The following is a 23,505-nucleotide window of genomic DNA, read 5'->3' on the forward strand; positions in this document are numbered from 1 at the left end:
GTCGGATCAGTCGAGCAGGCTGGTGATCGCGGGGTCTCGTCGCGCGTAGTCGGCGGCGGTGGTGAGGATCACATCGCGCATCGCGGCGACGGCGACCGCAGGAGTGACATCCGCGCGATGCGCGAGACTCACGGTGCGCCTCATCATCGGATGCGTGAGTCGCACCGAGCGGAGCGCCGGCTGGTCGAACAGCACCATCGCCGGAACCACGGCCACGCCCACCCCGCGTTCGACGAAGCGAAGCACGGCATCCATCTCCGCCCCCTCCAGGACGTGATTCGGGGTGATGCCCGCCGAGCGGAACGCGGCGTCGGTGGTCGCGCGCAGCTCGTAGGTCTCGTCGAGGGCGATCAGTGGGAGCGTGGCGAGATGCTCGAGACCGATCGCGGGCGTGATCGCGACGGGAGGCTGGGATGCCGCGGAGACCACGACCAGTTCCTCGGTGAGCAGAGGCATGCGCGTGAGACTGAACCCCGACGGGGGCGGGCCCGTCGACTCGGTGATCAGTGCGATGTCGACGGCGCCGACCGCGAGCTGGTCGACCAGCAGCCGTGACCCGCTCTCGTCGAGGTGCAGGTCGACACCGGGGTGGGCCGCGTGGAACGCGCTGATCGCCTCGGCGACGAGGCTGATGCAGAGGGTCGGCGGAGCACCGAGCCGCACACGCCCCCGACGGAGCCCCGCGAGCTCACCCATCTCGTCACGGATGGCCTCTGCCTCGGCGAGCATCCGCTGGGCGCGGGGGAGCAGCGCCTCGCCCGCTGCCGTGAGCGCGATGTGCCCGCGCGCGCGGTGGAAGAGCTCGGCGCCGAGCTCGCGCTCGAGCGTCGAGATCTGCCGACTCAGCGATGGCTGCGCGAGGTGCAGCGACTCGGAGGCGCGGGTGAAATGGCCGAGGCGGGCGACCTCGACGAACCCGCGGAGCTGCTCGAGGTTCATGTCTGCAGTCTATCGATTCCAGTAGAACTATGCATTGGAGTTATTAGGACGCCCTAACTAGCGTGAAATGCATGAGTACTCGCGAACGTCAGATCTCCACCACGGTCCTCGTCATCGGGACCGGCGGATCCGGGCTGCGCGCGGCGATCGAGATCGCCGAACACGGCATCGACGTCCTCGCCGTCGGCAAACGCCCCCGACAGGATGCCCACACCTCTCTTGCCGCCGGCGGCATCAACGCCGCTCTCGGAACCATGGACGAAGGCGACAGCTGGCAGCAGCACGCCGCCGACACCATCAAGGAGAGCTACCTGCTCGCCAACCCCCACACGGTCGAGATCGTGACGCAGGGCGCCGAGCGCGGCATCCGCGACCTCGAACGCTGGGGCATGGACTTCGCCCGAGAAGACGACGGCCGCATCTCGCAGCGGTTCTTCGGAGCGCACACCTTCCGTCGCACCGCGTTCGCCGGTGACTACACCGGCCTCGAGATCCAGCGCACGCTCGTGGCCAAGGCCGAACAGCTCGAGGTGCCGATCCTCGACCACGTGTACATCACGCGCCTGCTCGTGCGCGACAACGTCGTGTTCGGCGCCTACGGGTTCGACCAGTCCGACGGCACGCGCTACCTGATCCACGCGGATGCCGTGATCCTCGCGGCCGGCGGACACAACCGCATCTGGCGCCGGACGTCGTCTCGCCGCGACGAGAACACCGGCGACTCGTTCCGCCTCGCGGTCGAGGCCGGTGCGCGACTGCGTGACCCCGAGCTCGTGCAGTTCCACCCGTCAGGCATCATCGAGCCCGAGAACGCCGCAGGCACCCTCATCTCCGAGGCGGCGCGCGGTGAGGGCGGCATCCTGCGCAATGCGCTCGGCGAGCGGTTCATGTCGAAGTACGACCCCGAGCGCATGGAGCTGTCGACCCGCGACCGCGTCGCGCTCGCCGCGTATACGGAGATCGCCGAGGGGCGAGGCACCGAGAACGGCGGCGTCTGGCTCGACGTCTCGCACCTGCCGCGCGAGACGATCATGACCCGGCTGCCCCGCGTCTACCAGACGATGATGGAGCTGCAGATGCTCGACATCACCACCGATCCGATCGAGATCGCGCCCACCGCGCACTACTCGATGGGTGGTGTGTGGGTGCGTCCGGAGGACCACCAGACCGATGTCGACGGGCTCTATGCGATCGGCGAGGCCTCCAGCGGACTGCACGGGGCGAACAGGCTCGGCGGCAACTCACTGATCGAGCTGCTCGTCTACGGCCGCATCGTCGGTCAGGCCGCGATGGAACATGCGGCGGGTCTCGACGCCCAGCGCCGGTCGGCGGATGCCGTGGCTCAGGCCCGCGCCGAGATCGACGACCTGCTCGCCGCGGACGGTCGTGAGAACGTGAGGGCCTTGCAACGCGCGATCCGCAACACCATGACCCAGCACGCGGGCGTGGTGCGTTCCGAGGAGGGACTGCGAGCGGGCCTCGCCGACCTCGACATGATCGAGGGGCGGATGGAGGACATCGGCATCCACCCCGACATCGCCGGGTTCCAGGACCTCGCCCACGCTTTCGATCTCAAAGCGTCGGTGCTCGCCGCCCGCGCCACGATCGAGGCGGCGCTGGAACGTCGGGAGACACGCGGATGCCACAACCGCAGCGACTACCCCGACACCGACCCCACGCTGCAGGTCAACCTGGTGTGGTCGCCCACCGGCGGAGTGACGCACGAGCCGATCCCCGAGATCCCCGCGGAGATCGCGGAGCTCATGCGCGAGGTCGACACCGAGGGCAAGCTCGTCGAGTAGTAGTCGGCATCCGCCCCCGCTCCCGGCGCGGGCCCTGTCGACGTGATCGCCCTCCGGCGGCAGGGCTCGCGGCGGGAGCGGGGTAGGAGTCGCTCAGTCGCCCTCGTCGGTCTCCGGACCGTCGATGACCCCGATCCCGACCGCTTCATGGTCGGGCTCGGGGTCGTTGCGTGTCGGGGCCTTCGGCTCCTCCGACGGGTCCTTCTCGGTGCTGGGCTCTTCGAGCTCGTCGTCGGCGGGGATCTCCGACGGATCGGCGTCTTCGGGCGACTCGGCCTCTGCGGGTGCGTCCGTGCTCTGCCCCGGGGTCTTGAACTCCCCGGCGTCGCCGGACGACGGGGTCGGGGTCGGCGTCTGGGCCTCGGGGTCGAGGTCTGCCGTCGGGTCCTGGGCGGGTGTGCTGTTCGTCATGATCGTCCCTTTCGCATCGAGTGCGTCACCAGCTTGAGGCGTCGACGCGCGGGGATGAAGGGGCTTGACGGCGGCGTCGGGATCGTCTGTACGACGGTTCACGACGTACGCTGGGGAGGTGACAGCGTACGTCTCGGCCTTCGATCTCTTCTCCATCGGAGTGGGCCCCTCGAGTTCCCACACGGTCGGGCCGATGCGGGCCGCTCTCGAGTTCGCCCACCGCCTGCGGTCGACCGGAGCGATCACACGCGTCGCACGCGTGAGCTGCACCCTCTACGGCTCCCTCGGAGCCACGGGAATCGGACACGGAACGCCCGATGCCGTCGTCGCGGGACTCCGCGGACTCGCTCCCGAGACCTGCGATCCGTCGGAGGTGCGCTCCGCCTGGACCGATCTGCGCGAGGGGGCGACTGTACGGATCGACGGCGTGCACGAGATCCCGTTCTCCAAGACCGACATCGTGTTCGAGCCGCGCACCCGCCTGCCCGGCCACCCCAACGCCATGACGCTCGTCGCAGGGGATGCCGACGGGCAGATCGTGGCGGAGGAGACCTACTACTCCGTCGGCGGCGGGTTCATCCGTCGCGATGGTGAGGAGGCGGCGATCTCGACGGCTCCGCTGCCGTACTCGTATGCGGACGCCGCATCGCTGCTCGCGCTGTGCGACGAACACGGGCTGTCGATCGCTGAGATCGCCCGCCTGAACGAGACCGCGCAGCGCTCGGAAGAGGACGTCGCCGCGGGACTCGACGCGATCTGGGATGCGATGGCCTCCTGCGTCGACAACGGCCTGCACTCCGACGGCGTGCTCCCCGGGATGCTCAAGGTCAAGCGCCGCGCGAGCGCGATCCGCGGTCAGCTCGAAGAGGCCGAGGCCGGTGGGCATCGCGAACTTCCCGGCGAGTGGCTGGGGGCCTTCGCGCTCGCCGTCAACGAAGAGAACGCGGCCGGTGGGCGGGTCGTCACGGCGCCGACGAACGGCGCCGCCGGCATCCTTCCCGCCGTCGCGATGTACTGGTGGCGGTTCCTGGCCGATTCCGGCCTCGGAGCCGGCAATGCGGTCACCCCGTACGGCGAGCTCGTCGGGAGCGCGTTGCTCGGCTTCGGCGCGGAGGCGTCGCTCGTCGCGGTCGGAGCGATCGACGACCCCGACGCGGTCGCCGAGGCGAACCGACGCCGCGGCATCCGGCGCTTCCTGCTGACCGCCACCGCGCTGGGTTCCCTGTTCAAGGCGAACGCGTCGATCTCGGGGGCGGAGGGCGGATGCCAGGCCGAGGTCGGCTCGGCGTGCGCGATGGCCGCCGGCGGCCTGACCGCCGTGATGGGCGGCACGAATCGGCAGATCGAGAACGCCGCCGAGATCGCGATGGAGCACCACCTCGGACTCACGTGCGACCCCATCGGCGGTCTCGTGCAGATCCCGTGCATCGAGCGCAACGCGATCGCCGCCTCGACCGCGGTCACGGCGACACGCCTCGCCCTTCGCGGCGACGGCAGTCACTACGTCTCGCTGGACGCCGTCGTCGAGACCATGCGTCAGACCGGCATCGACATGTCGACGAAGTACAAGGAGACCAGTGAGGGCGGCCTCGCGGTCAACGTCATCGAGTGCTGAGCCGACGGCTCCGCGGCCGTGTCGGCGACCGCGGCTAGCCTTCTGCAGAGGGAGGCGAGCATGGAATCGATCTGGACACCGGGCAGTCGTCGGCGGCGCGAGCAGCCGGTCGTGGCGGTGAGCGCGAATGACGACGCTCCCGAGCCCGGTCGGCTCTGGCCCACGAGCATCCCCGCCGTCGCCCAGGTGCTGCGCGAGGGGATGGAACTGTCTCCCGGCGTGACGTTTCTGGTCGGCGAGAACGGCAGCGGCAAGTCGACGATCGTCGAGGGCATCGCGATCGCCTACGGCCTCTCGCCCGAGGGCGGCTCGCGCTTCGCCAGGCACAGCACGCGAGCCACCGAATCGCCCCTGTCGGAGTGGCTGCGATTGCAGCGAGGCGTCGGTGCCGATCGGTGGGGCTTCTTCCTGCGGGCCGAGACGATGCACTCGTTCTACACGTACCTCGAAGAGAATCCGTCGCCGAGTGGCGACGTGCCGTTCCACGAGATGAGCCACGGGGAGTCCTTCCTCGCGCTGCTCGACAGCCGTTTCGACTCGCCCGGTTTCTACTGTCTCGACGAGCCCGAGGCCGCGCTGTCGTTCCAGTCGACGCTCGCGCTGATCGCTGTGATGCAGCGGATCGTCGACGACGGAGGGCAGGTGCTGTGCGCCACGCACTCGCCGGTGCTCGCCGCACTTCCCGGTGCACAGATCCTCGAGGTCGGCGAGTGGGGCATCCGCCCGGCAGAGTGGAACGATCTCGAGCTGGTGAACCACTGGCGCTCGTTCCTGCAGGACCCACCTCGGTACCTGCGGCATCTGCTCGACTGACGACGCCGCCTGGTCGTCGTCGTAGGCTGGCGCCATGACCGAGCAGCGTGTGCCGAAGAAGCGCGGGCGTCCCCGCGGCGTCTCCGACTCACGCGAACGCATCATCGCCGCCGCCGTCGACGAGTTCGGCGAGCACGGCTACGACGGCTCGACGATCCGTTCGATCGCCACCCGCGCCGACGTCGACTCCGCTCTCGTACACCACTACTTCGGCACCAAGGCCGACCTGTTCGCCGAGGCGGTCGGGATCCCGCTGCGCCCCGACATCGACGTGCCCGCCATCGTGGCGGGTCCGCGTGACGCCGTCGGGGAGCGTCTCGTGCGCTACGTGCTCGAGGCGTTCGAGCAGCCGGACATCCGCCGCCGCGGAGTCATGCTCATCCGCACCGCGATCGGCAGCCGGCTCACGACGCCGCTGCTGGCAGAGTTTCTCGCGCGCGAGCTCATCGGCAAGATCGCGAAGTCGATCGGGGTCGCGGATGCCGATCTGCGCGCCACCCTCGTCGCCTCGCAGATCGCTGGTCTGCTGCTCACCCGGTACGTGCTGAAGCTCGCGCCGATCGCCACGGCATCCGTCGACGACATCGTCTCGCACGTCGGCCCCACGGTGCAGCGCTACCTGTTCGAGTAGTCCGGACACCCGCGATTCCACGGTCCGTCCCGCTCTGTCCGCGAGCGTGCCGATGGGAGCTGTGCCCGGCACGCATGAACGCACCGCGAACCCATTGACCTCCGTCACCTCCGCGCGCATAATTCATCACATGATGAATAACACGGCGGTGGAGATCACGGGACTCCGTGTGCGCCGGGGGAAGACCGCGGTGTTCGACGGCATCGACCTGACGATCCCGCGCGGTGAGATCACGGGCCTGCTGGGGCCGTCCGGGTGCGGCAAGACGACGCTCATGCGCTCGATCGTCGGGGTGCAGCGGATCGCCGACGGCACGGTGACAGTGCTGGGGGAGCCCGGCGGCTCTCGACAGCTGCGACACCGGGTGGCGTACGGCACGCAGGGCGCGGCCGTGTACGGCGACCTCACCGTGCGACAGAACCTCTCGTATCTCGCCGCGGTGCTGAAGGCGCCGAAGGGCGATGTCGACCGGGTCATCGAGGAGGTCGGGCTCGGCGCGCAGGCCGGTCAGCTCGTCGAATCGCTCAGCGGGGGTCAGACCACGCGGATCTCGCTGGCGATGGCCCTCATCGGCACGCCGGAGCTCATCGTGCTCGACGAGCCGACCGTCGGCCTCGATCCGGTGCTGCGTGTCGAGCTCTGGGACCTGTTCCGAGGGCTCGCTGAACGCGGAGTCACGATGATCGTGTCGAGCCATGTGATGGACGAGGCGCTGCGGTGCGATCGACTCGTGCTGATGAGGAGCGGGCGCATCATCGCCGACACGAATCCTTCCGCGCTGCTCGCTGACACCGGCACCGCAGACCCCGATGCGGCGTTTCTCGCCCTGATCGAACGAGACAGCCGTGAGCACGAGGGCCATGCACCGCCCGCCACACGGCGCGAGCGACGGGGGACGGCGCAATGAACGGCCGACGGATGCTCGCGACCGCCGCACGGGTACTCGGCCAGCTGCGCCACGACCCACGCTCGATCGCTCTGATGCTCATCGCCCCGAGCCTGCTCGTGGGTCTCTTCGCCTGGTTGTTCAGCGACCAGGACGGAGTGTTCGATCAGTTCGGCGGTGCGATCCTCGCACTGTTCCCCTTCATCGTGATGTTCCTGATCACGTCGATCACGACTCTGCGAGAGCGGCGTTCGTGCACGCTCGAGCGGCTGATGACGACGCCCCTGGGCAAGGCCGACTTCATCCTCGGGTACGCCCTGGCGTTCGGCCTCATGGCGCTGCTGCAGGCCGTGATCACCGTGTCGTTCGCGGTCGGAGTGTGTGGTCTCGACGTCGAGGGCGAACTGTGGCAGCTCGGACTCGTCGCGGTGGTCGACGCGCTTCTCGGCACGGCGCTCGGTCTGCTTGCGAGCGCGTTCGCCCAGACAGAGTTCCAGGCCGTGCAGTTCATGCCCCTGCTGGTCTTCCCGCAGATCATCCTCGGCGGGCTCTTCATGCCGCGCGACCAGATGCCCGACGTGCTGCACGCGATCTCGGACTGGCTGCCTCTGAGCTACGCGATCGACACGATCAACGCAGTGACCGCAGGCGACGACGGGTGGGACGTCTACGGACCGCTACTGGTGGTCGTCGCGTTCGGGGTCGGCGCGCTCGTGCTCGCGTCGCTGACTCTGCGGCGCCGCACACCCTGAGACCTGCTCGAGAACCACTCAGCGCGCGGAGCGGTTCTTGGTGTGCCTGGTCGGCACCGCGGCCCAGGGGTCCTCCGGCCACGGATGCTTCGGGTAGCGTCCGCGCATCTCGGCGCGCACCTGGGAGTACGGGCCCGACCAGAACGAGGCGAGGTCGTCGGTGACCGCGAGCGGACGCCCTGCGGGAGACAGCAGGTGGAACAGCACCGGCACGCGACCGTCGACCAGCCGCGGGGTCTCCGCCCAGCCGAAGCACTCCTGCAGCTTCACTGCGACGACAGGACGCGCGGTCGCATCGTCGTGTGGCGGGTAGTCGATGCGGATGCGGGAGCCGGTGGGCACCTCCAGCCGGTCGGGAACGAGCTCGTCGAGGCGCGTCGCGTCAGGCCAGGGGAGCAGTCGGCGAAGAGCCGACGTCAGATCCAGCCGGCTCGCGGGCGCGCCACCCGCGAGGGCATCGAGCTCCGGCGCCAGCCAGACATCGACCGCCTCGGTGAGCCCGGTATCCGAGACATCGGGCCAGGGATCGCCGAATTCTCGTCTCACCAGAGCCAGACGGCGACGGAGGCCGTCGGCGCCTTCGGACCACGACAGCATGCCGAGGCCATCTCGTCGGATCGCCCGGCGCACGGCATCCCGCCCCTCCTGGGCCGATGCGCGCACCGGTGACGAGGAGCGCAGGATCGCACCGAGGCGTCGTTCGCGTCGCGCCTGGACGCGGCCCGCGGCGAACTGTGCCTCGACGCGGTCGGTCATGAGGTGACTCGCGGCGCTCTCGATCTGCGTCTCGGTGAGCACAGCCGCGGATCGGATGATCGCGCCGGATCCCGCTGCCGCACGGGCCGAGGCGCGCGCGACGTCGGCGACAGCGAGCCACTCGACCGCCGCGAGCGGTCCACGCACTCCTGCGCGGGTGCCGGATGCCAGCAGGAACGTCGCACCCTCGGCGGTGCGTTCGACGCGGTGGGCTATCCGCTCGGGGAAGGCCAGCGCGATCACGAGGCCGACCCCATCGAGGCCCGAGCGCGCGCCCGGCGTCGCCGCGACCATGCGCTCGAGACGATCGGCATCGGTGCGCCAGCGGCGGGCATCAGGGGCGCGACCGCCTCGCAGCGCGATGATCGCCTGGGCGATGTCGGCTTCGGCGATGCGCAGGTCGCCACCCAGGAGAGCGACGACCTCGGCGGCGAGTCGAGTCCCGACCACGGGGCTGCCGTCGCGCAGAGCGCGGGCGAGCCGCGGATCGGTAGGGATACGAGCCAGGATGCGGCCCTCCGCGGTGGCGCGCCCCTCGTCGTCGATCGCTCCGAGACTGCGCAGCACCTCGGTCGCATCGGCCAGGTTCTGAGCGGGCAGCGGGTCGATCATCCGCAGACCGGCGCCGCCAGGGGCACCCCAGCAGGCGAGCAGCAGGGTGGCATCCGCGAGGTCGGTCACCGCGATCTCGGGAGCGGGACGCGCAGGAGCCGCCGCATAGGTGCGCTCGTCGGCGCAGCGGATCACCGTGCCGGGGCCCTGGCGGGTGGCGCGCCCCGCACGCTGCACACACGACGAGCGGGAGGCGGCGGCGGTCACCAGGCCCGTCATCCCGCGGGCGGCGTCGCGCTGCGGCTGCCGCGACAGGCAGCTGTCGACGACCAGACGTACGCCCGGCACCGTGAGCGAGGACTCGGCGAGCGACGTCGTGACGATGATGCGCGCAGGAGCGTCCGGTGCGCGGCCTCGGATCACGGCATCCTGCTCAGCGGCCGGGATCTGCCCGTGCAGCTCGCGCACGTCGAACGCGCCGTTCGTGTCGCGGATGCGGCGCGCGATCTCCGACACCTCACGAGCGCCCGGTGCGAACACCAGCACGTCGGCCTCGGGGGCGTCGCTGATGAGCTCCCGGGCGGCGGATGCCGTGGTCGCGGCGACGTGGTCGAGGAACCCCCAGGTGACCCCGCGCTCGTCCAGTCGGGGCACGGGACTCGGAGCCCAGCGTTCGGTGAGCGGGAAGGCGGGGACGTCGTGGTCGATGATCGGTGCGGGGTACTCGTCCGTGCCGAGGACGGCCGAGATGCGAGGCGCATCGAGGGTCGCCGACATGGCGATGACCGTGAGGTCGTCGCGCAGCTCGCGCACCTCCGAGAGCAGGCCGATCAGCAGGTCGGTCTCGAGTGCCCGCTCGTGCACCTCGTCGATGATCACGGCGCCCACCCCGTCGAGACCCGGGTCGTCGAGCATGCGCCGCAGCAGCACTCCGGCCGTGACGAACTCGACCCGTGTCTCGCGTCCTGCGGAGCGCTCGCCGCGGACGGTGAAGCCCACCCGGGTGCCGAGCGGTGTGCCGTCGAGGTGAGCGAGTCGCCGGGCGGCCGCTCGGGCGGCGACGCGGCGGGGCTGGGTGACGATCACTCGACCCGTCATCCTCGAAGCGACGAGCGGCGGCACGAGCGTGGTCTTCCCCGTCCCGGGGGGAGCGCTCACCACCACCGACCGACTGGCATCGAGCGCTCCGGAGAGTTCGTCCAGGGCGGCCGCGAACGACAAGCCTGCGCCGATGGTGGCGAGGTCGAAGGCGGGGGCGGGCGTCATCCGTCCAGTCTGCCTGTTCTCCACGATGCCGGAGACGACGGATGCCGCGACCGATCCGGCCGCGGCATCCGCTGTGTTCTGTGTGCTGACTACTCCGCTGCGGGAGCCGGCGGGGCCGGCGGCGGCGGGGTGGTCGGGGCCGAGCGGCGCGTCGTCGGAGCAGCGGGCGCGGATGCCGAAGCGACGCCCTCCCCGATGCCGCGACCGACGGCCTGGCCCTGGATGATCGACGCGAGGTCGAGCCCGGTGGCCGAGCTGACGCTGTCGAACACCGACTTCAGCGCCTTCGCGCTGTCGGCGCCGACGACGTTCGATGCGCCGTCCTCGCTCGAGCCGCCGATGATCGACACGTTGCCGATCGCGGCGTACCCCTTCGAGAACTCCGCCATGATCGACGGCAGCACATCGAGCACGCGCTGCGACAGGAATGCATCCTGGTTCGACGCGATGGCCTTCGCCTCGGCCTCGACGGCTGCGGCTCGCGCCTCACCCTCGGCGCGGATGGCGTCGGCTTCGGCGTTCGCACGCAGACGACGGGCCTCGGACTCCGCCTCGGCCTGGGCGCGCAGCGCGTCGGCCTCACCGGTCGCACGGGCGATCGCGGCTGCGGCCTCACCGTCGGCCTTGGCCTTGTCGGCCTGTGCCTGCTGCTCGGCGATGCGAGTGCGGGCCTCGGCCTGCTTGACCTGCTCGATCGCGCCGGCCTCGGCCGCACGCTCACGGGTGTAGAGCTCGGCCTGTGCGCGGGTCTCGGCCTCGTACCGCTGGGCGTCGGCGACGCGCTTGACGTCGGCGTCGAGCTGAGCCTGACGGTTCTCGGCCTGCTGCTGCAGAACGGCCTGCTGAGCCTGCTCGCGGGCCAGGTTCTCGGCCTGCTCGGCCTCGGCGCGCGCACGGCCGATGCCGGCGTTGGCGTTGGCGGTGTTGGTGTCGAGAGCGGTCTGCTCGACCAGGTTGGCTTCCTGGTTGGCGATGTTCTTCTGGTTGATCGCACGGTCGGCGTTGGTCTGCGAGATCTCCGCCGACTGACGCTTCGCCTGGATCTCGGGAGCTCCGAGCGACTGGATGTACCCGACCTTGTCGGTGATGCCCTTGATCTGGAACGAGTCGAGGATCAGACCCTGCTCGGCGAGCTCCTGCGAGACGTCGGCGGCGATCTGGTCGGAGAACTTCTTGCGCTCTCGCATGAGCTCGACGACCGAGAGGGTCGCGACGATGCCGCGGAGCGCACCCTCGAGCTGCTCGGTGGTGAACTGCTCGATGGCCTTGTCCTGCGAGGCGAAACGCTCGGCGGCGCGGCGCACGAGGATGGGGTCTGAGCCGATCTTCACGATCGCGACGCCGTCGACGTTGAGCGTGACGCTGTCGAGCGACTGGGCCTCGGCGTTGAGTGAGACCTGACGCGAGCGCAGCGAGATGATCTCGTGGCGCTGCGTGATGGGGTTCACCAGCGACTTGCCGTTCACGATGACCGTGACGGGCGACTCCGACATCTCGTCTCTGGTCGTGCCGTCGGCGGCGATGACGGCGCGCTGCACCTTCTGCTTGCGTCCCGAGATGACGAGCGCCTCATCGGCACGCGCGACCTTGATCCAGCTGCGTGCGAACAGCAGCAGGATGAGCAGGACGACGACGGCGGCGACGACTGCGATTCCGACGATGACGAGGATGCCGACGATTCCGGCGATCTCCATGGATGACCTCCCTGGTTCCCCCCGAGGGGGCGGTCTTGGATGCCGGCGCGGCCGCGCGGGCGTTCACGCTCCACCCTGCCAGAAAAGCGCAGGAGCCGTCGGGGGCACGAATCCCCGTCTCGGGAACTGCGGCACCGGGGAAAGGGTCAGCGACCGCGGAGCTTCTCAGCCAAGTCGTGGAGCGTCTTCAGCTCGGCGTCGTCGAGCACAGACATGCGCTTGGCGATCGATCGACCATGAACGGTGGCGACGCTGCGGAACTCCCTCGCGCCTGCCTCGGTCGCCGTGATCAGAGCGCCGCGCCCGTCGTCCGGGTCGGGGCACTTCGAGACCAGGCCGCGGGAGACCATGCGGTCGATCAGGCGCGAGACGCTCGGCTGGCTGATGAGCATGTTCGCCGTCACATCGCGCAGTCGCGCCGACATGCCGGGGGAGCGGGTGACCGTGAGCAGCACGTCGTACTCGGCCTGACCGAGATCCGTGTCCTCGAAGTCGGCGTTCATCTCGGTGAACAGCTCGTGCTGCGCGCGGAACAGGCTCTCCCATGCCTCGAGGGCGAGCTTGCGATCGGTCATGGAGAACAGATTACGGCAACAGTAAAGGGCCGGTCGGAGAGGCTCCCGACCGGCCCTTGTCCCTTGCACCAAGAGTGTCCTGCAATCACATGCGGTGTATGCCACAGCAAACATTCACCGTGCGATCACTCTATAACGGCGAGATAACGAATGCAACGGTTTGGTCACGAAAATGTTCGGGGTCCGTGATCGGACAGTCGGATCACCCGTCGACGCAGTCGCGGATGTCGTTCCACGCGGACGTCACGCACTCCTCGAACAAGAGCTCGGGTGGCCCTTCGAGCCACCGCTCCATCGCCAGGTCGAAGCACGTCACTGCTACAGCTGCCAGCGTGTGCGATTGCCGAGGGTCGATGCCGCGCTGACGCAGGGATTGCTCGATCGCGCGGGCGAGATGCTGGCGTTGGAGAAGCTCACGCTCGTGCAACGCAGGCTCGCTGTGGACGACCTTGCGACGACGTGCGATCGGTTGCCGCCAGTCCTGGATGCCACGAGCCGCCGCACTGAGGCCGGCCCGCACCGTGGCCGGCGCCGAACTCTCGGGTGGGGCCGCCGCCATGAAGTCGCTGATCGCGTGCGGAAACTCGCGATCGCGCAGGAACAGGACATCGCGCTTGTCCGCGAAGTGCCGGAAGAACGTCCGAGTGGTCAAACCGGCCGCTTCGGCGATCTGCGGAACCGTCGTCGCCGAGAACCCCTGTCCTTCGAAGAGGAGTATCGCCGCAGCTTCGAGCCGCAGTGCAGCGTCCGGTGACCATCGTGGCATCTGACCATGATGTCACAACGTGTCGTCAGGTGTACAGTGATGACACGAGATGTCATCGATTGCGAAGAGCGGACGGATATGAGAGTCAACACTGCGGCGTGGATCGATTCCCCCTACGCCGACCTGGTGGTCCGAGACGCACCGATGCCCGAGCTCGAGCCCGGACGGCTGCTCGTCGAGGTGCGGGCGGTCGCGGTGAATCCTCTCGATGCGATCATCCAGTCCAACGGTGCCGTCATGTACGGATGGTTGCGCTACCCGGTGATCCTCGGAGAAGACGTCGCGGGCGTCGTGGTCGGGGTCGGCGCCGAGGTGACGAACTTCTCCGTCGGCGATCGCATCGTCGCGTACGCGATCGGTCTGGAGAAGGGCCGGGACGCGATCTCCGAGAGCGGGTTCCAGGCCTACGTCGCCGTCGATGCGGCCCTCGCCGCCGCTCTGCCCGACACCTTGCCCTTCGAGGAAGCCGCCGTGTTGCCCCTGGCCGTGTCGACAGCGGCCGCCGGTCTCTTCGAGAGCGAGCAGCTCGGCCTGGACTACTCAGGCCTCGCGAACTCCGCACCACGCGATGAGATCGTCGTGGTGTGGGGCGGTGCGACCGCTGTCGGCGGCAACGCGATCCAACTGGCTCGAGCTGCCGGCTACCGCGTCATCACGACGGCGTCCGCCCATAATCACGACCGGATGAGCCAACTCGGCGCAGAGGCCGCATTCGACTACCACGATCCGGAGGCAGCCGACCGGATCGTCGAGGCGGCGAACGGATCCGTCATCGCGGGCATTCTCGCCGTCGCAGTCGGGTCGGCAGAACCCTGTCTGCGTATCGCGCGCGCGACAGGCGCCACGCGGATCGCGATGGCGAGCCCTCCTGTCTCCTTCTACGAACAGCCCCGTCGACCTGGCCTCTCCCTGACCCGGATGCGCCTGTTCCTGCGCCTGGGAACGCGAACGGCGATGCTGCAACTGCGCAGCCGAGCCCGAGGGATCCGAGCCTCGTTCATCTGGGGGAGCGCTATCGCGACGTCTCTCGTCGGCCCCGCCGTCTGGGGAGACTACCTCGGCGCAGCGCTCGCCTCAGGCCGTCATCGTGCGTATCCGAGACCCCGCATCGCGGGGGAGGGGCTCCCTGCGGTTCAGGGAGCGATCGACACGCTTCGCGCCGGCGTGTCCGCGCAGAAACTCGTCGTCACCCTTGAGTCGACACCGACGAGCTCCTGACCCGGTGACGCCTCACGACCAGGTCGGGCGGTGAAGAGGCCCGCGAATGCGCGGTGGTCGACGGGCAGAACGAAAGAGACGGACGCCGACGCCGACGCCGAGGAGGCCGGCGGCTACTTCTTCGCCCAGGTCGCCGGAGCCCACTGTGTCGCGTAGGGGAGCGGCAGACGGTGCAACTCCTCGAAGGCGAGCTCGGCCGTGATCGGGTCTTGGGCGGTGATCGCGGCGTCGAAGCGCTGCCAGCAGTCGGCGAGGAGATCCCAGTTGGGCTCACGGGAGTCGATGGTGAGCTGCACTTGGAAGGTCAGCCGAGCGACGGTCTCGACGGCGACGCCCTTGAGCACGGTGTTCGGGCACAGTCCGATCATGGTGCTGTAGATCCGGAGCGCGGCATCCATGTGCGCTCGAGCGTTCCGCGCGGTCACGGCGTCGCGTGCGTCGGCGACCACCGACAGGAGCCTGGGGATCGCCGCCGGATCGAGGGTCGGCACAGTGACGCGCACGACACCGCCGAGCACGACGCCGAGCGTCTGGATGTTGGCTTCGACCACCTCGGGGTGCGCGTCGACCACCTTCGTGTGCGCCTGGGGAACGATCTCGACGAGGCCGTCTCGCTGCAGGTTCATCAGCGCATCGCGGATGGGAGTGCGCGAGATGCCCAGCCACTCCTGCAGGGCGACGTCTTCGAGGTGCTCGCCCGGTTGGAAGGAGCCGTCCATGATCGCGTCGCGGATCGCGTCGTACGCCTCGTCCTTCAGCAGTCGGCGCTTGAGCTCGGGCTTCGACGATGTGGGTACGGGCATGAAGACCTCCGCGTCAGATGTCGTCGAGTGCGCACCGAGCGGCATCGCACACGGCGCCCGTCGACAGGACGAACGACCGCGCATCAATTCTAAAGTATTAATTTTGCATATATCACTGCGTGGTCAGACGGGCAGAGCGCTCGCCGCGGGAGCCTTCGATTCTCCGACAACCCAGACGAAGTCCGGGGGCCGACCGTTCATCGCACGCCGCACTTCGGCAAGATCGCGGCCGCGTCGTTCATCGGCGTGATCCCGGTCTTCGCCGCCGCGGTGTTCTTCCAGCGCTGGCTCGTCGGCGGTCTGACGACGGGCGCAGTGCGCTGAGACACCGGGAGATCGCGCTCAGCGTCATGATGGCCTGGGGCGTGGGGAAGCAGCTCTAGGATTGCGATTGTCCGCCGTCGCAGCACGCGGATGCAGGTCGGAAGCCCGGTGTTGGGGAACACCCCTCGAGTCCTGGTGATCATCGAGCTCGATGCCGGGAGGCCATCTTGAACGATGCAACCGACGCCCCTTCGGTCGGACGCATTTCCCCACTGCACGCTCTGGAGCAGGCGATCGAAGCTGCCGACTGGCCGGCTGCCACGAGTGCCGTGCGCGACGGATGGTTCGTGCTCGCAGGCCCCGACGCGGCGGATGCCGCCCGTGAGCTCCTCGACCGAGTTCCGCCAAGTGCATTGCGCGGCGAGCCGCTGCTCGCGATGGAGTTCGGCATCCTGCTGAACCAGACGCGATTCCACCGGCTCCGGGCGCTGAGGTACTTCATCATGGCGGTCCGGGCGGCGAGGTCGGGGCGCAACACCGAGCTCAACCCCGTCGATCGCCTGATGATCCGCTCGTCCGAGTCGGCCGCGTTCCGCCTGCTCGGCCGCACGAATCTGTCAGTGAACGCAGCACGGGCCGCGATGGAGCTCGCCCACGCCCTGAGCGACGACGATCGCGCGTCGATCACCGAGCTGCCTCGGATCTTCGCCGTGCTCGGCGTCTCGTTCCACCACGGCGGTCTCACGAGCGAGGCCTTGCACGCGGCAGCCCTCGGGCTGGCCGAAGCGCCCACGACCGCGCCGTCGAACGGCATGGGAGCGCTGGCGCTGCTGTGCGGCATCCATGCTCTGCGCGGAGACCTCGCCCATGCTCGGGAACACCTGGAGTACGCCCGCACAGGCCCGTGGTCCGACACGCAGCGCAACTCCTATTCCGGTGTCTTCTACCGGCTCGCAGAGGCGGCGATCGCGCTCGAGGGCTTCGACGCGCAGACGGCGCGGAGTCAGCTCGATCGTCTCCTCGCCACCACGACGGGACGGCACGCGAACGAGCACTGGACGACGATCGTCGAGACGCAGGCTCTGACCGCGCTCGTCGAGGGACACCCCGGACGCGGTCTGGCGGAGCTCGACGAGATGGTGGAGTTCCGAGGCGCCGAGGGATCGCACCGGGCCAGGGCGCGTCTCGCACGCATCCGCTCGCTGCTGCAGCTCGCGCTCGGCAATCCGGACGGAGCCGCCGGCGTCCTCAAGCGCGACGTTCCCGACGAGGCCACCGCCCGGATCGAGCGCGCGCGGATCGCCCTGTCGCTCGGTCAGACCGGGACAGCCCTCACCGAGCTGCGTGCGATCGCGGCCGAGCACCTCTCGACCAGGCAGTCGGCCGAGGCGGCCGCGATCGACGCGGCCGTGCTGCTGCGGATCTCGCCGACGCCGCGGCGGGCCGGTGTCGTGCAAAGGCTGGGGGCACTCCTCGATCGATCACAGCTGCGTCTTCCTCTCGCTCTGCTCCCGCCCTCTGATCTTGAGCGCGTGCTCGAGGCTCTGGGCGAGGCGGGGTTCGCCCACGTGGCGTCCGACTCCTCCCTCCGCTCTCTGCTCCCGGACGTCGAGCCGGGTGGGATGCTCAGCAGGCGCGAGCTCGCCGTGCTCGCGCAGCTCGTGCACACGGCGTCGATCTCCGAGATCGCTGCGGCGTTGGTCGTGTCGTCGAACACCGTGAAGTCGCAGGTGCGCAGCATCTATCGCAAGCTCGGGGTCTCGAACCGCGAGGATGCGATCGCGGTCGCCCTCGAACGCCATCTCCTGGCCCCTTCGGAGTGATCGTCCCCTCGCTGCACAGGGCCGCGCGCTGCCCGGGGTGAAAGCGGGGTGAAAACCGATATTTCGGAGTATCTCCGCCGATAACGTTTCGCCCGGGGGAGGTGCGGTCCGCGCGCCCCGAGCAGCATCGAGAGGGGACACGGCCGTGGCCGAATCAGTCATCCGCCGCGCGCAGCGGCAGCGCAGGAAGAGGCGCGACCTCTCCATCGAGGGAGTTCGTCGTCGCACCGGATGGGTGGGACTCCTCGCCGCTCTGATCGTCGCCTTCGCGACCCTGACACCCGCTCCCGCGATGGCCGCGGCGACAGCGATCACCCTGACTTCGGCGGCTGCCACCGCGAAGAGCGGCACCGCGACCACGTTCACCATGACGGTGAGCTGCAGCACCGACGGCGGCTGCACGAACTCGACGGTGACGATCCCCACCACCACGATCACCGGGACCCCCTCGATCACCGATTTCGGTCCGTGGATCGGGAACAGCTCGTGCGCGGGCGTCACCAAGACCGTGACGGCGGGGCAAGTGGTGTTCACCTACGGCACCCTGCCGACCGGTTCGAAGCAGTGCACCTTCACGGTCACGGCCCCCGAGTACAAGACGCTGAACAACACCGTCGCCACGATCACACCGACCCTCGCCAGCTCCAACTCCGACTCGAGCACGGCGACGCCGCTGACCCACACCATCACGGCCGGTTACAACGTGAGCCTCACCAACGGCACCCCGGCCCGAGTCATCTCCGGCTTGCCCTTCGAGTACACGGTCACCCTGTACTGCGGTCTCAACGGTGCATACACGGGCGACATCGGGGTCTCGGCCATCAGGATGTCCAGCACGCTCCCCAGCAACTTCGAGTACCAGTCCTACCGCCTGCGCACCGGTGTCCCCGGCACGGTCTCGTACGACCCGGCGACGCGGGTCTTCTCGTACTCCGACCCCACAGGCACCGCCTGCGGAAACCCGCCGCTGAACAACGGCAACATGATCACCATCTACGTGTCGGGCAAGGCGGCGACGAACGGCGTGCCGAACCCTGTGGGAAGCCAGGTCTGCAACTCGTCGACCGCGTCGTGGACGTACATCGACGGCACCCCCGGATCGGCCACGTCAACGCGCGTGTGCAGCCCGGTCATCACGCTGGCGACCACCGTCGCCAAATCGACGACCGCCCCCTCGACCATGAGCAACATCGGGTACTTCACCGCGGCCGACGCCGGCACTCGCGCCTCGCACACCTACCCGGGCGACTGGGACCGCACCGGAGCGTCCGCCTACTACGACATCACGATGAACACTGTGCCTGCGACGACGAACGCAGGAGTGTCCTACGACATCGAGGACCCTATGCCGTGTCTCACGAACGGGGCGAACAACAACTACTCGTCCAACGCCGTGGGGGCCTACTGTCAGAACCCCGGCTTCGTCCCCACGCTCGTCGTCCCGTTCGGGTTCACCGTGACGACCGCAGACGCGATCACCGTGATCCGCACCGACGGATCCAGCGCCAGCATTCCCTACACGGCGGGCCGAGGGTGGGTCGTCCCGACGACCCCCGCGGTCGCTCAGATCGACGTCCCGCCGTTCGCGGCGCAGGGCACGAACACCGCGGCGACCATGAGACTGCGCATCCTCGGCTACGCCGCGAGCGGTGTGCCCGCACCTGCGGTGCTGACGAACCAGGTGTCGTCGACGCCGTATCTGTCGGAGGATCTCAGCACCCCGATCGTCGCCGCGCAGAAGGCGACCTCGCGCCTCCAGGTGGAGATGCCCCCGGCGAACGACGCCGCCTTCATCTACCCCGGGCTGACGACGTCTCAGGTCGGAGCGACCTGCAACGCGACCGTCAGTCTGAACAGCAGCACCAACGGCGCGTACAGCAACCGCATCGAGATGCCGACGGCTCCCTCCAACGCGGTGTACATCGACTACCTGGCGCCCGCGGGCGCAGTGACGGTGACTCCGGCGACGACGGCCTTCAGCTTCGCTTCTCTCAACCCGAACGGCAGTGGCGGCAAGACACACACGTCGTCGGCGGTCGCTCCGACCACGACCCAGAACTACAACGGCACCGGGCGAACCCTCGTGCGATGGACCATTCCCGCAGGTGTCGTGACGGTCCCCGGGTACTACAACATCCGATCCGCCACGACGCTCTCCACGCTCGCTCTGGAGCCCGGATGCGCGGGGACCTACACGAGCGACATCACGGTCGGCTACGGTGCGCCGATCGCCCAGTGCTACTTCAACAACTACGTGAGCGCGCACATCGAACCGGCGCCGATGTACCCGTTCGGCACGGCAGACCTGCGTGCGAACGCCTCACCCATCGCGAACAACTACTGCGGCTACTCGAGCAACATCCAGATCGCCGCGATCAACCCCGGGTTCACGGTCGACAAGACCGTGCAGGGCAATCTCGACGCCGCGCCGATCGGCGGCGGAGGCACCGGTCATGTGAGCGTCGACGGGGGACAGGCGTCCTACACGGTCACGTTCAAGAACACGGGCGAGTCGACCCTGGCGAACCCGGTCATGTACGACCTGCTGCCCCGCATCGGAGACACCCGCGCATCGTCGACGGCACCGCGCGGATCGCAGTTCGCCGTGACGCTGACCGACATCGACGCGCTTCCCACCGGACTGACCGTCGCGTACTCGCGGGCCACGAACCCGTGCCGACCCGAAGTGCTGACCCCGAACGCGGGATGCGTCGACGACTGGACCACCACGGCACCGGGCTCGCTTGCGAGCGTCACCGCTCTCAAGTTCGTCTACAGCGGCAACATCCGCGTCGGCTCGAGCTTCTCGGCGACCTACTCGGTGAGCACGCCGGCGTCGGCCGCGGGCAACGTCGCCTGGAACAGCATCGGCACGAACGTCACGGCCGGTGATGCTCTCGTCGGCAAGGCCGAGTCATCCCTCACCGGGCTCCAGGCGCAGAGCGCGCATCCCGCCATCACGAAGACCGCGGACCGCACGACGGTGGATGCCGTCGGGCAGCCCGTCGTCTTCACCTTCACGGTGACGAACAACACCGCGGTGACGCTGAGCGACGTGCGGGTCACCGACGCGCTGCTGAACTCGGCAATGTCGAGCGTCGCGCCGACGCCGGTGTGCTCGTCGCTCACGACACCGGCCGGTACGTGCTCGGGCGCATCGACGACTCTCGCAGCCGGTCAGTCGGCGGTCTTCACCGCGACATATGTCACGACGCAGGCAGACCTCGACCACGGTTCGGTCTCGGACCAGGCCACCGCCACGGGAACGCCGCCGACGGGACCCGCTCTCAGCAACAGCACGGGCGTCGTGAAGGTGACCGCCGCGCAGAACGGAGCGCTGACACTGTCGAAGACCGCGGAACAGGCGACGGTCGACTCGGTGGGCGATGTGATCGACTACATCTTCGCCGTGACCAACTCGGGCAATGTGACACTGCGGAGCCTCGCGATCGATGAGACGGGCTTCAGTGGCAGCGGCTCGCTGTCGGCGATCTCGTGCCCGACCGCGCCGCTGGCGCCCGGCGCATCCGCCGAGTGCACGGCCTCGTATCCGGTGACTCAGGCGGATCTCACGGCAGGCTCGATCGAGAACACCGCGACCGCCTCGGCAAAGGACCCGGCAGGCGCATCCGTCGCGTCGCCCACCTCGACCGCGACCGTCGAGGTCGACCAGGTCGCCTCGCTCGGTCTCGTGAAGTCCGCGTCGCCCTCGGGTGCCGCGGCGTACGATGCGGGGCAGGAGATCACCTACTCGTTCGTCGTGACCAACACCGGCAACGTGCCGGTGACCGACATCACCGTCGACGAGATGGCCTTCACCGGGTCCGATGCGCTGTCTGCGATCGACTGCCCTGCAGATGCGCTGGCGCCGACCGAGCAGGTCACCTGCACGGCGACCTACACACTCACCCAGGACGACGTCGATGCCGGGTCGCTCACCAACACGGCCCAAGCGTCGGGGAGCGGCCCCGATGGCGCAGTCACTTCGGAGGAGTCGACCGTCCGCACCCCGCAGGTGGCCGACGCGAGCCTGACCTTGACGAAGACCGCGAGCACGGGGTTCGTGAACGCGGCAGGCGACGTCGTGACCTACACGTTCACCGTGCGCAACGGCGGCAACGTCACGCTCCATGACGTCGACGTCGAGGAGACCGGCTTCAGCGGCAGCGGCGGCACTCCGGTCGTCTCCTGCCCGTCCGACAGCCTCGCGCCCGGACAGCAGCTCGTGTGCTCGGCCGACTACACGGTCACGCAGGCCGACATGAACGACGGCGGGCTCGAGAACACCGCTCGCGCGATCGCGCTCGACACCGCCGATGAGACGGTCGAGTCGGAGGAGTCGACCGCTCGGGTCGTCGCGAACGCCGCGCCCGCGCTCTCGGTGGTGAAGACGGCCGATGTCACCTCGTACAGCGAGGTCGGCGACGCGATGACCTTCTCGTTCCTGGTCACGAACACCGGCAACGTCGTGGTCGAGAACATGGAGATCGCCGAGCGTGTCTTCACCGGGTCGGGAGCCCTGAGCAGCATCGCCTGCCCGGTGTCCGAGCTCGCGCCGGCGGAGTCCACCACCTGCACCTCGGACTACGAGGTGACCCAGGCGGACGTCGATCGCGGATCGATCGCCAACACGGCGGCGGCCTCGGCCGAGACCGGAGCGGGCGGCGCGGTTCTCTCCGACCCATCGACCGTGACTGTGGCAGCGGCTCAGGCGCCCGAGCTCATCCTCGAGAAGACGGTCGCACCACAGGACGCGGATGCGGCGGGCGACGAGGTCGTCTACAGCTTCCACGTCACGAACTCGGGCAACGTCACCCTGACGGGGCTTGCGATCGCCGAGACGGCGTTCTCCGGGACGGGTGCTCTGGTGACCCCGGACTGCGGAGCGACCCTCGCTCCGGGCGAGGACGCGACCTGCGACGTCAGGTATGCGCTGACTCAGGCGGACGTCGACGCGGGGGAGATCTCGAACACCGCGACGGCCACGGCATCCGGCTCGGGTGCGGACGTGAGCTCGGAGGAATCGACAGCGCTCGTCGCCGTCGAGCGCCAGCCGGAGCTCTCGCTGGTGAAGTCGGCCGACGTCGCCGATCCGGAGGACATCCGGGCGGGCGATGTGATCACGTACTCGTTCGTGGTCACGAACGCCGGGAACGTCACGGTCTCCGATGCTCAGGTGGTCGAGGGAACGTTCACCGGAACGGGTGATCTGGGCGACCTGACGTGCGAGAGCGACGATCCGCTCGCACCCGGCGACCAGCTGATCTGCTCGCTCGACTACACCGTGACGCAGGACGACGTGGATGCCGGCGAGCTGGCGAACACGGCGACCGTGACCGGATCAGGGCCCGAGGGCACCGAGCCGCCGACCTCGACGCCCTCGACCGTCGAGCTGCCGGCGCCGGCGAACCCGAGCCTCTCGCTCGCGAAGAGCACCGACGCCACCACGGTGAGCGAGGCGGGTCAGATCGTGAGCTACACGTTCACGATCACGAACACGGGCAACACCACGGCACGGGCGGTGACGGTGAGCGAGGACTCCTTCACCGGTCACGGTGACGACCCCGTGGTCGCGTGCCCGACGGATGAGGTGCTGCTTCCCGGGGAGGTCGTGGTCTGCTCCGCGACATACACAGTGACCGCGGCAGACCTCGACGGCAGCGCTCTGATCAACACGGCGAGTGCCAAGAGCATCGCCCCCGACGGCACGGCGGTCTCGTCGGATCCGTCGACGGCGCGGATCGATGACGTGGTCACGGCCGAATCGCCCGAGGGGGCAGGGCTCGCGGTCACGGGCGGCACGCTCGCGTGGGGGGCCGCGATCCTCGCGCTCTGCCTGCTCATCGCGGGTGGCGCCCTCGTCGCGGTGCGGCGTCGCCGGCAGGTTCAGGACTGACCCGAAGCGGCCTGAGCGGAAGTCCCCCGGTCGACACCGACCG

16 protein-coding genes are annotated in these 23,505 nt (G+C 69.0%); 9 read left to right on the forward strand and 7 right to left on the reverse strand.

Annotated features, from left to right (window positions below; translation table 11 throughout):
* Positions 1-6: 6 nt before the first annotated feature.
* Positions 7-939 (reverse strand): LysR family transcriptional regulator, encoded by a 933-nt coding sequence (locus JOF42_RS06150; protein ID WP_194762796.1) that lies wholly within the window; start codon positions 937-939, stop codon positions 7-9.
* Positions 940-1,010: 71 nt separating this feature from the next.
* Here JOF42_RS06150 and JOF42_RS06155 point away from each other — a divergent pair, with 71 nt between their 5' ends.
* Entirely contained in the window at positions 1,011-2,741 is a 1,731-nt protein-coding gene (locus JOF42_RS06155) for an L-aspartate oxidase (RefSeq protein ID WP_210097055.1), read from the forward strand.
* Between the two features lie 93 nt (positions 2,742-2,834).
* On the opposite strand, the gene JOF42_RS06160 is transcribed toward JOF42_RS06155, so the two are convergent.
* Positions 2,835-3,152 (reverse strand): hypothetical protein, encoded by a 318-nt coding sequence (locus JOF42_RS06160; protein WP_210097056.1) that lies wholly within the window; start codon positions 3,150-3,152, stop codon positions 2,835-2,837.
* Between the two features lie 118 nt (positions 3,153-3,270).
* Here JOF42_RS06160 and JOF42_RS06165 point away from each other — a divergent pair, with 118 nt between their 5' ends.
* From JOF42_RS06165 to JOF42_RS06185, 5 genes are all read left to right on the forward strand, one after another.
* Positions 3,271-4,767: an L-serine ammonia-lyase, iron-sulfur-dependent, subunit alpha gene (locus tag JOF42_RS06165; protein WP_210097057.1), complete on the forward strand. Its 1,497-nt coding sequence runs from the start codon at positions 3,271-3,273 to the stop codon at positions 4,765-4,767.
* A 60-nt stretch (positions 4,768-4,827) separates the two neighbouring features.
* A complete protein-coding gene (locus JOF42_RS06170) occupies positions 4,828-5,580 on the forward strand; it encodes an AAA family ATPase (RefSeq protein WP_210097058.1) in 753 nt (250 codons plus the stop codon).
* 34 nt (positions 5,581-5,614) lie between these two features.
* Complete coding sequence (locus JOF42_RS06175; RefSeq protein WP_210097059.1) at positions 5,615-6,211, forward strand: TetR/AcrR family transcriptional regulator; 597 nt, start codon at positions 5,615-5,617, stop codon at positions 6,209-6,211.
* 130 nt (positions 6,212-6,341) lie between these two features.
* Complete coding sequence (locus JOF42_RS06180; RefSeq protein ID WP_245340734.1) at positions 6,342-7,118, forward strand: ABC transporter ATP-binding protein; 777 nt, start codon at positions 6,342-6,344, stop codon at positions 7,116-7,118.
* The gene (locus tag JOF42_RS06185; RefSeq protein ID WP_210097060.1) at positions 7,115-7,849 is read left to right on the forward strand and encodes an ABC transporter permease; all 735 of its coding nucleotides are present in this window, start codon (positions 7,115-7,117) and stop codon (positions 7,847-7,849) included. Before JOF42_RS06180 ends, JOF42_RS06185 begins: the two co-directional genes overlap by 4 nt.
* 18 nt (positions 7,850-7,867) lie before the next feature.
* Here JOF42_RS06185 and hrpB read toward each other — a convergent pair whose 3' ends face one another.
* The 4 genes from hrpB to JOF42_RS06205 all read right to left on the reverse strand — a co-directional run bounded on the left by hrpB (position 7,868) and on the right by JOF42_RS06205 (position 13,458).
* Positions 7,868-10,423 carry an ATP-dependent helicase HrpB gene (gene hrpB / locus JOF42_RS06190; RefSeq protein ID WP_210097061.1) on the reverse strand — a complete coding sequence of 852 codons (2,556 nt, stop codon included), beginning with the start codon at positions 10,421-10,423 and terminating at the stop codon, positions 7,868-7,870.
* 89 nt (positions 10,424-10,512) lie between these two features.
* Complete coding sequence (locus JOF42_RS06195; RefSeq protein ID WP_210097062.1) at positions 10,513-12,117, reverse strand: SPFH domain-containing protein; 1,605 nt, start codon at positions 12,115-12,117, stop codon at positions 10,513-10,515.
* Between the two features lie 146 nt (positions 12,118-12,263).
* Entirely contained in the window at positions 12,264-12,692 is a 429-nt protein-coding gene (locus tag JOF42_RS06200; protein ID WP_210097063.1) for a MarR family winged helix-turn-helix transcriptional regulator, read from the reverse strand.
* 202 nt (positions 12,693-12,894) lie between these two features.
* The gene (locus tag JOF42_RS06205; protein WP_210097064.1) at positions 12,895-13,458 is read right to left on the reverse strand and encodes a TetR/AcrR family transcriptional regulator; all 564 of its coding nucleotides are present in this window, start codon (positions 13,456-13,458) and stop codon (positions 12,895-12,897) included.
* A gap of 78 nt (positions 13,459-13,536) precedes the next feature.
* On the opposite strand from JOF42_RS06205, the gene JOF42_RS06210 reads away from it, so the two are divergent.
* Positions 13,537-14,676: a zinc-binding alcohol dehydrogenase family protein gene (locus tag JOF42_RS06210; RefSeq protein ID WP_210097065.1), complete on the forward strand. Its 1,140-nt coding sequence runs from the start codon at positions 13,537-13,539 to the stop codon at positions 14,674-14,676.
* Positions 14,677-14,789: 113 nt separating this feature from the next.
* Here the strand turns inward: JOF42_RS06210 and JOF42_RS06215 are convergent, their stop codons facing one another.
* On the reverse strand, positions 14,790-15,479 hold the full coding sequence (locus JOF42_RS06215) for a GntR family transcriptional regulator (RefSeq protein ID WP_210097066.1): 690 nt from the start codon (positions 15,477-15,479) through the stop codon (positions 14,790-14,792).
* Positions 15,480-15,970: 491 nt separating this feature from the next.
* On the opposite strand from JOF42_RS06215, the gene JOF42_RS06220 reads away from it, so the two are divergent.
* Positions 15,971-17,566 (forward strand): helix-turn-helix transcriptional regulator, encoded by a 1,596-nt coding sequence (locus JOF42_RS06220; RefSeq protein WP_245340735.1) that lies wholly within the window; start codon positions 15,971-15,973, stop codon positions 17,564-17,566.
* A gap of 145 nt (positions 17,567-17,711) precedes the next feature.
* Complete coding sequence (locus tag JOF42_RS18185) at positions 17,712-23,462, forward strand: CLIPPER-2 domain-containing protein (RefSeq protein WP_210097067.1); 5,751 nt, start codon at positions 17,712-17,714, stop codon at positions 23,460-23,462.
* The last annotated feature ends 43 nt before the right edge of the window (positions 23,463-23,505 follow it).

It is taken from the genome of Microbacterium phyllosphaerae, assembly GCF_017876435.1.
Lineage (GTDB): Bacteria > Actinomycetota > Actinomycetes > Actinomycetales > Microbacteriaceae > Microbacterium > Microbacterium phyllosphaerae.